The organism is Lentibacter sp. (assembly GCF_965657785.1).
Lineage (GTDB): Bacteria > Pseudomonadota > Alphaproteobacteria > Rhodobacterales > Rhodobacteraceae > Lentibacter.
Genome location: NZ_CBFHPP010000040.1, coordinates 1 through 10,071 on the forward strand (window position 1 = coordinate 1; position 10,071 = coordinate 10,071).

General features: G+C 58.6%; 11 protein-coding genes. 4 read left to right on the plus strand and 7 right to left on the minus strand.

Translation table 11 applies throughout. The features are described from left to right. Positions 1–1,219: tryptophan synthase subunit beta (gene trpB / locus ACTF58_RS12950; protein WP_438992384.1), on the plus strand; the 1,219-nt coding region annotated here is incomplete at its 5' end. A 129-nt stretch (positions 1,220–1,348) separates the two neighbouring features. Here the strand turns inward: trpB and ACTF58_RS12955 are convergent. Genes ACTF58_RS12955 through pth form a run of 3 tightly spaced genes read right to left on the minus strand, consistent with a single transcriptional unit; the run spans position 1,349 to position 3,618 of the window. Next, a complete protein-coding gene (locus tag ACTF58_RS12955; protein ID WP_438992385.1) occupies positions 1,349–1,720 on the minus strand; it encodes a DUF2237 family protein in 372 nt (123 codons plus the stop codon). After that, positions 1,717–2,883, minus strand: a complete 1,167-nt coding sequence (locus ACTF58_RS12960; protein WP_438992386.1) for a serine hydrolase domain-containing protein — start codon at positions 2,881–2,883, stop codon at positions 1,717–1,719. Before ACTF58_RS12960 ends, ACTF58_RS12955 begins: the two co-directional genes overlap by 4 nt. A gap of 54 nt (positions 2,884–2,937) precedes the next feature. Then, the gene (gene pth, locus ACTF58_RS12965) at positions 2,938–3,618 is read right to left on the minus strand and encodes an aminoacyl-tRNA hydrolase (RefSeq protein WP_438992387.1); all 681 of its coding nucleotides are present in this window, start codon (positions 3,616–3,618) and stop codon (positions 2,938–2,940) included. 83 nt (positions 3,619–3,701) lie between these two features. Here pth and ACTF58_RS12970 point away from each other — a divergent pair, with 83 nt between their 5' ends. After that, positions 3,702–4,376, plus strand: coding sequence for an FkbM family methyltransferase (locus ACTF58_RS12970; protein WP_438992388.1), 675 nt, complete (start codon positions 3,702–3,704; stop codon positions 4,374–4,376). A gap of 57 nt (positions 4,377–4,433) precedes the next feature. On the opposite strand, the gene ACTF58_RS12975 is transcribed toward ACTF58_RS12970, so the two are convergent. The 3 genes from ACTF58_RS12975 to ACTF58_RS12985 form a co-directional block, all read right to left on the minus strand. Continuing rightward, a complete protein-coding gene (locus ACTF58_RS12975) occupies positions 4,434–5,063 on the minus strand; it encodes a 50S ribosomal protein L25/general stress protein Ctc (RefSeq protein WP_438992389.1) in 630 nt (209 codons plus the stop codon). A gap of 118 nt (positions 5,064–5,181) precedes the next feature. Beyond that, positions 5,182–5,802, minus strand: a complete 621-nt coding sequence (locus ACTF58_RS12980; protein ID WP_438992390.1) for a hypothetical protein — start codon at positions 5,800–5,802, stop codon at positions 5,182–5,184. A 146-nt stretch (positions 5,803–5,948) separates the two neighbouring features. Further along, entirely contained in the window at positions 5,949–7,115 is a 1,167-nt protein-coding gene (locus ACTF58_RS12985; RefSeq protein WP_438992391.1) for an alpha-hydroxy acid oxidase, read from the minus strand. A gap of 132 nt (positions 7,116–7,247) precedes the next feature. Between ACTF58_RS12985 and ACTF58_RS12990 the strand changes: the two genes are divergently transcribed. Next, complete coding sequence (locus ACTF58_RS12990) at positions 7,248–7,796, plus strand: heme NO-binding domain-containing protein (protein ID WP_438992392.1); 549 nt, start codon at positions 7,248–7,250, stop codon at positions 7,794–7,796. 2 nt (positions 7,797–7,798) lie between these two features. After that, complete coding sequence (locus ACTF58_RS12995; RefSeq protein ID WP_438992393.1) at positions 7,799–9,184, plus strand: response regulator; 1,386 nt, start codon at positions 7,799–7,801, stop codon at positions 9,182–9,184. Between the two features lie 18 nt (positions 9,185–9,202). Here the strand turns inward: ACTF58_RS12995 and trpA are convergent, their stop codons facing one another. Beyond that, positions 9,203–9,994, minus strand: a complete 792-nt coding sequence (gene trpA / locus ACTF58_RS13000) for a tryptophan synthase subunit alpha (RefSeq protein WP_438992394.1) — start codon at positions 9,992–9,994, stop codon at positions 9,203–9,205. Positions 9,995–10,071 lie beyond the last annotated feature (77 nt).

A 10,071-nucleotide genomic window follows, 5' to 3' on the forward strand; every position in this document is an offset into this window, starting at 1 on the left:
GCCTGACGAAAACGGCCGCTTTGGCGACTTTGGCGGGCGGTTTGTCTCCGAGACTTTGATGCCGCTGATCCTTGGGCTTGAGGCCGAGTATGAGAAGGCCAAGACGGACCCTGAGTTTTGGGCCGAGATGGACGATCTTTGGGCCCATTATGTGGGCCGCCCCAGCCCGCTTTATTATGCGGAGCGTCTGACCGAGCATTTGGGCGGCGCAAAGATTTATCTCAAGCGCGACGAGCTCAACCACACGGGCGCGCATAAGATCAACAACGTTTTGGGGCAGATCCTGCTCGCGCGCCGAATGGGCAAGAAGCGGATTATCGCAGAGACGGGCGCGGGGCAGCATGGCGTGGCCACGGCGACGGTCTGTGCGAAGTTTGGTCTGCAATGCGTTGTTTATATGGGCAAGCATGATGTCGAGCGGCAGGCGCCCAACGTCTTCCGGATGCGTCTTCTTGGCGCGGAAGTGATCCCTGTGACCTCGGGGCGTGGCACGCTCAAGGATGCGATGAACGATGCGCTGCGCGACTGGGTCACGAATGTGCGTGATACGTTTTACTGCATTGGCACAGTGGCGGGGCCGCATCCTTACCCTGCGATGGTGCGGGACTTTCAGAGCATCATTGGCAAGGAAGTGCGCACACAGCTGGCTGAGCAGGAAGGCGAGGGGCGCTTGCCTGACACATTGATTGCGGCGATTGGCGGCGGCTCCAATGCGATGGGCCTGTTCTATCCGTTTCTGGACGACCCGTCTGTGAACATCATCGGTGTTGAGGCCGGTGGCAAAGGCGTGAACGCCAAGATGGAGCATTGCGCCTCTCTGACAGGCGGGCGGCCTGGCGTTTTGCATGGCAACCGCACCTATCTTTTGCAGGATGATGACGGGCAAATCCTTGAGGGTTTCTCAATCTCTGCCGGGTTGGATTATCCGGGGATTGGACCTGAGCATTCGTGGCTGCATGATACGAAGCGCGCGCAATATGTGAGCATCACCGACAAAGAAGCCTTGGAAGCGTTCCAGCTTTCATGTGCTTTGGAGGGCATTATTCCAGCACTTGAGCCGTCTCACGCGCTGGCGCATGTTATGAAGATTGCTCCCAAACTGCCGCCTGAGCATATCCTTGTGATGAATATGTGCGGGCGTGGCGATAAAGACATCTACACTGTCGCCAAGCATCTTGGATTTGATATGTCAGATACCGAAGGCCGCGAGGCGGACTGACGCCGCACTCCGCTTCCTTTTTCTTTCTGAAAATATCCTGGGGGAGTGTGAGGGGGCAAAGCCCCCTCACGGGTCGGATTTGCGTAGCAAATTCGAGACCATTCAGCCGTGTCTTAGCCGAGCCGAGTTTTAGTCCAGTGCGTGCTCTTTCAAGACGTGCAGCGGCACGATGTCGAGCGCACGGGCGTGTGTGGCGCCGAGCGAGACTTTGGGCGCGCAGCCTTCGTCATGGGCCTGCAGAAAACGCGCGGCGCAGAGGCACCAGCTGTCGCCCGCCTTGAGGCCCGCAAAGCCGAATTCGGGGCGCGGGGTGGAGAGATCATTGCCCACGTATTTGGAAAACGCGAGGAACTCGTCTGTCATCACGGCGCAGACGGTATGGGAGCCTGTGTCGGCCGTGCAAGTGTTGCAGGCGCCGTCGCGGAAATAGCCCGTGAGCGGATCAGAGGAGCAATGCGCCAGCGCGCCGCCGAGAACATTTATGGGTGCGTCAGGTGTCATTGGGTGGCCTCTGCTATGGCACGGAACATGGCGATGTTGGACAGGCTCACACCTGCTTCGCGAAATGACCTGTCAGCCGAGTTGACCGCGATCACCACGCTGAGAGGCTGATTGATGTAGATATACTGCCCGTAGATGCCACGGGCAAAAAATTCGCCTTCACGCGCATCGGCTGGCATCCACCATTGATAGCCATATTGGGTGTTGCCCTTCCGTGTTTTGGCGGAGGGGCGGGTGCTTTGTGCGATCCAGGCGGCGGGCACGATTTGCGCCCCGTTCCAGAGGCCGTTTTGGGCGATCATTTGACCAAAGCGGGCGTAGTCGCGTGTTGTCAGGTTGAGGCCGCCAAGCACGAAGGCCGTTCCGTGGCCGTCAGACACATAATAAGGCGCTTGCTCAAGCCCGAGGGGCGCGATGATGCGCTCGGAGAGCAGCTCGGGGATGGGGCGGCCTGTTGCGCCGCGGATCACCATGCCAAGGATATGGGTGTCGATCGAGACATATTGCCAGCTCTCGCCAGCGGTGGCGTTTGTCTCTGTCAGCCCTGTAGCGAAGCTGTCCATCGACTGGCCAAGCGCCAGCACGCGGCCCATTTTGTTGATGTCAGACCAGAAGTCGAGGTAGTCCTCATTGAAGCGCACACCGCTTTCCATCTGGAGCACATCTTCAAGGCTCGCGCTTTCATAGGCCGTGCCGAGCAGGGCGGGGGCATATTGCGTCACGGAGTCGTTAACGGAGGTGATTGTGCCGTCGTCCAAGAGCGTGCCGAGGAGGGCAGAGAGGAAGGATTTGCCCACGGACCATGAGATGCGGCGGTCATCAGGGCCAGTGCCGAGATAATAGGCCTCATGGCGCAGGAGGCCGTCTTTGAAAACCACGGCGCTTGTGACGGCGCGCTCTGTCACCCAAGCCTCATAGGCTTCGGGCAGCTCAATCGGCCGTCCTATGACAAGCGCGGAAACGGGCGCTTCTCCGCGCGGCACAGAGGTTGCGAGAAACATGGTGTCCATGTGAGAGAAGTTCTGCACGATCTTCTCGGCCGAAAAGAGCGAATTGACAGCCATCACGCGGGCGATTTCCTCGCGTTTCCAAGCAAAGAGCGCGCCTGCGAGCAGGATCAGCACCAGCAGGGTGCGGCCGAGCCATTTACCGAATGTGCGCATGGGGCCTCCGTTTTGAAAAAGCGTAAGGGGCTTCAGGGCGCGCCGCAAGGGGGGCTATTTGAACTTGTCCATGAGTTTTTGCATGGCGCTGCGCGTGTCGGGTGCAGGTGATTGCTCTGTCGCTTGGGGTGTTTCTGAGGGCTTGGCCTTGGCGGGCCTGTCGCGGGGCGGCTGCACGCGCAGGGCGACAGCGTTCATAAAGCGGCCCGTATCGCCTTGGGCGAGGGCGGGCGCGCCATCGGCAATGCCGCGCAAGAGATCATCGAGCCAACCCGCCTCGACCTTGGCAAAATCGCCCAGAACATAGCGCGCCACAGCGTCTTTATGGCCCGGGTGGCCGATGCCGAGGCGGATGCGGTGATACTCGGGGCCGATGTGGGCATGGATCGAGCGCAAGCCGTTGTGGCCCGCGTGGCCGCCGCCGCGCTTGGCGCGGCATTTGCCGGGGGCGAGGTCGAGCTCGTCATGAAAGACGGTGATGTCATCGGGGGTGAGCTTGTAAAAGCGCATGGCTTCGCCGACGGACTGGCCCGAGAGGTTCATAAAGGTGTCGGGCTTGATCAGCACGACTTTATCCGAGCCAAAGCGCCCTTCGCTGACGAGGCCCTGAAACCGCAACTTCCACGGGCCAAAGCCATGGGCGCTGGCGATTTCATCCAGCGCCATGAAGCCGATGTTGTGACGGTTGCGGGCGTATTTTGCGCCCGGATTGCCGAGGCCGACGAAGATTTGCATGGGAGCCTTTCTCACGCTGGTTGTTATTGTGGTTTAGGCATCTGGAGCCTAAGATTCAACCTGTGTGACTGGGAGTGTGGTGTGTGGAGCGGTTTGAGCTGAATGGTGTGGCGCTGATGTGCCCTGAAGGACAACTGACAGATAAGATCCGCGGCAAGCTCGCCTCGGGAGAGTATGAAGGCTCCGAGGCGCGCGCTGTTATGATGCGCCTGAAGGCGGGGCAGCGTGTTCTCGAGCTGGGTGCGGGGCTTGGCTATATCGGCGCGCTGGCGGCGCGGATTGTGGGCGCTGAAAATGTGACCTCGGTGGAGGCCAACCCCGATATGATCGAGGCGATCAGAGCCAATTATGCGCTGAATGATGTGGCGGCGATTGATCTGCGCCACGGGGCTGTCGTGGGGCAGGCCTATGAGGGGGAAACGCTCGCTTTTGCCTGCGCCAAGCAGTTTTGGGCCTCGCGCATTGCGGGAGCAGGGGATGCGGGCGCCGGCGTTGTGGATGTGCCTGTGCTTCGGATGGATGCTCTGCTTGCGGATGTGAAGCCCAACTTCGTGATCATGGATATCGAGGGGGCGGAGCAATATCTCTTTGAGGCGAAGTGGCCCCGCTGTGTGAAGCAGGTGGTGATCGAGCTGCACCCCAAGCAATATGAGAGCGGTAAGGTGATCAAACACATGGTGGATATGCTCTCACGCTCTGGTCTGACCTATGACCCTGTGGCCTCGCGCGGCACCCTTCTGGCGCTGAGAAGGGTGTGAAACGAAAAAACCCGCCATATGACTGGCGGGCTTTTCCAATAGGTTGGCAGTGCCAGCTTATTCGGCTGTTTCGCCTTCGGCCTCTGCCGCTTCCTCGTCGTCGCCAGCTGAGCGCAGGCTTGAGGGGGCGGAGATATTGGCGATGACGAAGTCACGCTCAACAGTTGGCTTCGCGCCGTCGGGCAGTTTGACATCAGAGATGTGAACGATGTCGCCAATGTCGAGGCCAGCCAGATCGACTGTGATGCTCTCGGGGATATCGCCCGCAGTCACCACAAGCTCGACTTCAGGGCGCACGACTGTGAGAACGCCGCCTTTTTTGATGCCGGGTGCCTCTTCTTCGTTGATGAAATCAACGTTGATGAAAAGAGCGATTTGTGATGTGCGGCGCAGGCGCAGCAAGTCTATGTGCGTTGGCAAGTCTTTGACAACGTCGCGCTGCACGTTACGGCAGATCACACGCACGTCTTCCTGACCTTCAACCTTGAGGTTAAAAAGGGTCGAGAGGAAGCGGCCTTCTTTGAGCTTTTTCAAAAGCTTGTTGAAGGGAATGTTGATGGGAAGCGGATCGGACTCGCCACCATAAACGATTCCGGGAACCATGCCGTCGCGGCGTGCCTGACGAGCGGCGCCCTTGCCTGTCCCCGTGCGTGCCTCGGCGTGAAGATCTGGGATCTGTCCAGCCATGTTGAATACTCCATAAGTTAGGGCGGGGATCCTCCAAGGCTGTATCCCCGCGTGAAGGCTGGGCGATAGCCCACTTCCCCCATATTGGCAAGGGGGTTTGCCCCGTCCTTCAAGGTTTTTAGCTGTATTCAAGCTGTAAGTGGCCGCCTGCGCCCAGAACGCGGGTGTAGAGCGCATAATCCTCGGCGCGGGCGGCGCGAAAGCGGGCCTCGGTTTCAGGGCTGATCTCGGTGTTGATCGCGGGTGAGGCATTGGCCTCCTTTAGGACAACAGGACGCCCGAAGCGCGCCTTCAGAAAGTCGAGAAGCACGGACATATGCTCATAGGCAAAGAGATGGTGCAGGGGCGGGGTGCCGCCTTTGAGGGTCAGAAACTTAAACTGCGTGCCGACGTTGACATGAGGCAAGCTCGGATCGGCAAGGGCATCGCGCACATAGGCCTCAAAGCTCAGGCCTGCGGAAGATTTGGGGCTGCCGCGCAAGGCCTCACGGGTGCGGTATTTATACCAGCTGCGCAGATGGTCCAGCGGGTCGCGCATAACGGCGATACGTTCGGGGGTCAGCTGATAGGCCTGAAGCAAAAACGGCGCACAGTGCTTGTCAAAGGCGGCGGCAGACATATGCTTCTGGCGGCCTTTGAACATAATATCCGCCTTGCCCCGCAGGGCCGCCTCAAGCGCGGTGGTGCCTGTTTTGGGCACAGCCAGCATGGCAAGGTTTTGTTTGAAAAAGATTTGCACGCGTGACCCGACCCTTCACAATATTCTGACCAGATTAGGCTTAGATCACGGATGTGAAAATACCCTTTCTTTTTGCCCCAAGTATCCTGGGGGTCTGGGGGCAAAGCCCCCAGTGGGTCGCGCGCGAAGCGCGTGAAACCCGGGCCTTATTCCTGCCAGTCGCCCTCAAAGCCTTTCGGGATCATCAGGATATCGCGATCAACCTCGTTGATATCGGTCTTGCCACAGAGCGCCATAGAGACATCAAGCTCCTTGTGAATGATCTCAAGGGCTTTTGTGACGCCGGCTTCGCCCAGAGCGCCGAGGCCGTAGACAAAAGCGCGCCCGATATAAGTGCCTTTGGCCCCCAAGGCGCGTGCTTTCAGCACGTCTTGTCCCGAGCGGATGCCGCTATCGAGATGCACTTCGATTTTGTCTCCGACAGCGTCCATAATGGCGGGTAGCGCGCGGATCGAGGACAGCGCGCCGTCAAGCTGGCGGCCGCCGTGGTTGGAGACAATGATCGCATCGGCCCCCACGTTGAGCGCTTCGCGTGCGTCGCGAGCGTCCATGATGCCTTTGATAATGAGCGGGCCGTCCCACATCTTGCGGAACTGGCGGATGCGGTCCCAATCGAGCGATTGATCAAAGGCTTCGGAGGTCCATGTCGTGAGCGAGCTGGCGTCCTCGACGCCTTTGGCATGGCCGACAATATTGCCAAAAAAGCGCCGTTTTGTGCCGAGCATTCCAAGGCCCCATTGGACTTTGGTCATCATATTGGCGACAGATTTTACTGTCAGTTTGGGCGGGGCGGAGAGGCCGTTCTTGAGGTCTTTGTGGCGCTGGCCGAGCAGTTGCAAATCGACAGTGATCACGGCGGCAGAGCACTTGGCGGCTTTGGCGCGATCAAAGAGCCGTTGCATGAAGTCGTCATCTGTCAGGGTGTAAACCTGCATCCAGAAGGGCTTTTCTGTGTTTTCGGCCACGTCTTCTATCGAGCAGATTGACATGGTCGACAGGGTAAAGGGCACGCCGAATTTTTCGGCGGCGCGGGCGGCTTTGATTTCGCCGTCTGCGTTTTGCATCCCCGTGAGGCCGACGGGGGCGAGGGCGACGGGCATGGAGACGTCTTGCCCGATCATTTGGGTGGCGGTGTTGCGGCCTGCCATGTCAATGGCCACGCGCTGGCGCAGGTAGAGTTTGTCAAAATCGGAGGTGTTTTCGCGAAAGGTCTGCTCACTCCAGCTGCCGCTTTCGCAATAGTCGTAGAACATTCGGGGGGTGCGCCGCTCGTAGATGCGTTTGAGGTCGTCAATGCTTGTGATGACGGGCATGATGGGCCCCTTTTTGATAAAATTGGTATGAAATGGTTACCAATTACCAAGGGGTGCCGCAATCAAATTTAGATCTGTTTAAGGCGGCTTTTACTTTGCGAGCCTAGGGTTAGGCGTGGTCAAGGAGGTCTTATGAAGGGTGTAATTTTTGTTGAATTGTTGCGTATGGCCGAAGCTCATGCGGGCGAAGCCCTTGTGGATGAGGTCCTTGACGGGCTGACGCTTGCGAGCGGTGGTGCTTATAGTGGCATTGGCAGCTACTCTTGTGGTGAGTTGTTCAGCCTTGTGGAGGCCTTTAGCAAGCGGCTCGATATGCCCGAGCCAGACCTGCAAAAGGCATTCGGGCATTGGATGTTCAGTCATTTTTTGGAAAATTACGGGGAATTTTTTGCCGACAAAAAGACGGCTTTTGATATGTTGGCTTCAATCGAGGGCGAAGTGCACGTCGAGGTGCGAAAGCTATACCCCGACGCCGAGCTTCCGAAGTTTGAAACATATCAGGTTTCAGAAACAGAGATGACCATGATTTATAAATCGGCGCGGCCTTTAGAGTTTTTTTGCCTTGGATTGATTGAAGCCTGTTTGGTGCATTATGGCACCGCAGGTCGCATCACTCCGCAACAGCGTTCAGGGGACGACGGGGCGCATATGGTCTTTTCGATTGGTCTGGACGCGGCCTGACGGTGCGGCCTGACAGGCATCATAACGCCCCTGATGGCCCTGTCGCGCGTAGCCGCTATGAGCGCGAGCGCGCCGCACGGCTGAGTGCGGAGACCCTTCTGGAGGCCAAAAGCCGCGAGCTTTATGAGGCCAACCAACGCCTGACCGAGCAAGCGAAAAACCTTGAGCTGGGGATTGCGGAGCGCACCCGCGAGGTCGAGGAAGCCGCCTATGCCCGCGTTTTGGCGGAGGCGGCCAACGATGCGAAGTCGAGCTTTCTGGCCTCGATGAGTCATGAGATCCGCACGCCGTTGCATGGTGTTTTGGGGATGATGAGTGCACTTGAAAGCACCCGCTTGAGCAGCGAACAGCGCGATTTGCTCGAAGTGATGAAAGAGGCGGGCTACGTCTTGCGCACTGTGGTCAACGACATTCTGGATTTGAGCAAGGTTGAGGCTGGCCAGCTTGAGCTGAGCTATGCGGCCTTTTATCTGCCCAATGTCCTAAAAAGCCTGAAACAACACTACGGGTTGAGCGCGGCGTCCAAGGGGCTGACGCTGATGTTTGATGCTGATCAGAGCTGTGATTGCTGGCTATTGGGCGACGAATTCCGGCTGCGGCAGGTGTTTGCCAATCTGTTGTCAAACGCCCTGAAGTTTACGGCCCATGGCACCATCTTTCTGGAAGCGCGGGTCAGGCAGGAGGCCCATGGGGTGTATTGCCTTGATGTGCGGGTTGAAGACACTGGTCTGGGCCTGAGTAATTTTGCGCGCGACAGGTTGTTTAAACCCTTTGCCCAAGCTGACCCGAAAGTGGCCCACCGCTTTGGGGGCAGCGGGCTCGGGCTGACGATCACCCGACGCATTTGTCACTTGATGGGCGGGGCCATTACGCTTGATGGCGAGGAAGGCAAGGGGACGGTCGCCCAGTTTCAGGTGCGTCTGAAGGGGGCAGAGCCGCCTGAAGCACGGGTGCAATGCGCCGATCTGGTCGGTGCTGAAGCTCTGTTGCGGGCGCAAAGCTGGACCATCCTTGTGGTTGATGACAGTGCCGTCAATCGCAAGGTCGTGGCGCAATATCTCAAGCGATATAAGGTCACTGTTTTGGAGGCGGAAGACGGGGCGCAGGCTGTCGAACTCTGGCGGCAGGTGCAGCCTGACTTTATTTTGATGGATATTAATATGCCGGTGATGGGCGGGATTGCTGCCGCCCTGCGCATTCGGGAAGAGGCGCGCGAAAGGTCGGAGCCGCGGGTTCCGATTGTGGCGCTCACGGCAAATGCCATGTCCCATCAAGTCAACGACTATTTGAACGCAGGTCTGGACGCCCACATCGCCAAGCCCGTCGGGCGCGCAGAGCTTGTGCGTGTGATCGGGTCTTTTTTATCGCGCAAGCCGGCGCGGCCCTAGCCGCCCGTTGCCTGCGCCTCAGGCGCGGTGTGCCCCGTCGGCCAGTGACTTCACAAAGCCAAGCACATCCGTAACGCTATCGCCTTTGGCAATGCGATCCACGATCGCCGAGCCGACCACGGCGCCGTCGGCGACGCTGGCGATGGCCTCTGATTGGGCCGGTGTTTTGATGCCGAAGCCAACAATGATGGGCAGATCTGTTTTGGATTTGATCCGCGCCACTTCGGGCGCGACATCTACTGCCTGTGCTTCGGCGGCGCCTGTGATGCCTGTGATGGACACATAGTAGACAAAACCCGATGTGTTCTGAAGCACCTTGGGCAGGCGGGCGTCGTCTGTTGTCGGGGTGGCGAGGCGGATGAAGTTCAGGCCTGCGGCTTGGGCGGGGAGGCACAGCTCGACGTCTTCTTCTGGCGGAAGGTCGACCACGATCAGCCCGTCTATACCTGCGGCCTTGGCGTCTTTGAGGAAGGTCTCGACGCCGTGGGAGTAGATCGGGTTGTAATAGCCCATCAAGACAATCGGGGTTGTGGCGTCAGACTTGCGGAACTCTGTCGCCATGGCGAGGGTTTTTTTCAGCGTCATGCCTGCCTCGAGCGCGCGCTGGCCTGCGAGCTGGATGGTTGGGCCGTCGGCCATCGGGTCGGTGAAGGGCAGACCGAGTTCTATGATATCAACGCCCGCTGCGGGCAGGCCTTTCATGACGTCAAGCGAGGTGTCTTCGTTTGGATCACCCGCCATAATATAGGCGACGAAGGCTTTTTTACCCTCTGTTTTGAGGCTGGCGAATTTGGCGTCGATGCGGCTCATGGGGTGTTCCTTTATGTGTTGGCTCTGATGTGCCCCAAAAGTGAGGGGGAAATCAATAGGAAGACGGGTCCAATGGC

What these genes read in the sequence shown, in the direction of transcription:
- ACTF58_RS12955 (WP_438992385.1), bottom strand. Translation starts at nt 1,720, where the DNA reads ATGACACCTGACGCACCCATAAATGTTCTCGGCGGCGCGCTGGCGCAT.
- ACTF58_RS12960 (WP_438992386.1), bottom strand. Translation starts at nt 2,883, where the DNA reads ATGCGCACATTCGGTAAATGGCTCGGCCGCACCCTGCTGGTGCTGATC.
- pth (WP_438992387.1), bottom strand. Translation starts at nt 3,618, where the DNA reads ATGCAAATCTTCGTCGGCCTCGGCAATCCGGGCGCAAAATACGCCCGC.
- ACTF58_RS12975 (WP_438992389.1), bottom strand. Translation starts at nt 5,063, where the DNA reads ATGGCTGGACAGATCCCAGATCTTCACGCCGAGGCACGCACGGGGACA.
- ACTF58_RS12985 (WP_438992391.1), bottom strand. Translation starts at nt 7,115, where the DNA reads ATGCCCGTCATCACAAGCATTGACGACCTCAAACGCATCTACGAGCGG.
- ACTF58_RS12990 (WP_438992392.1), top strand. Translation starts at nt 7,248, where the DNA reads ATGAAGGGTGTAATTTTTGTTGAATTGTTGCGTATGGCCGAAGCTCAT.
- trpA (WP_438992394.1), bottom strand. Translation starts at nt 9,994, where the DNA reads ATGAGCCGCATCGACGCCAAATTCGCCAGCCTCAAAACAGAGGGTAAA.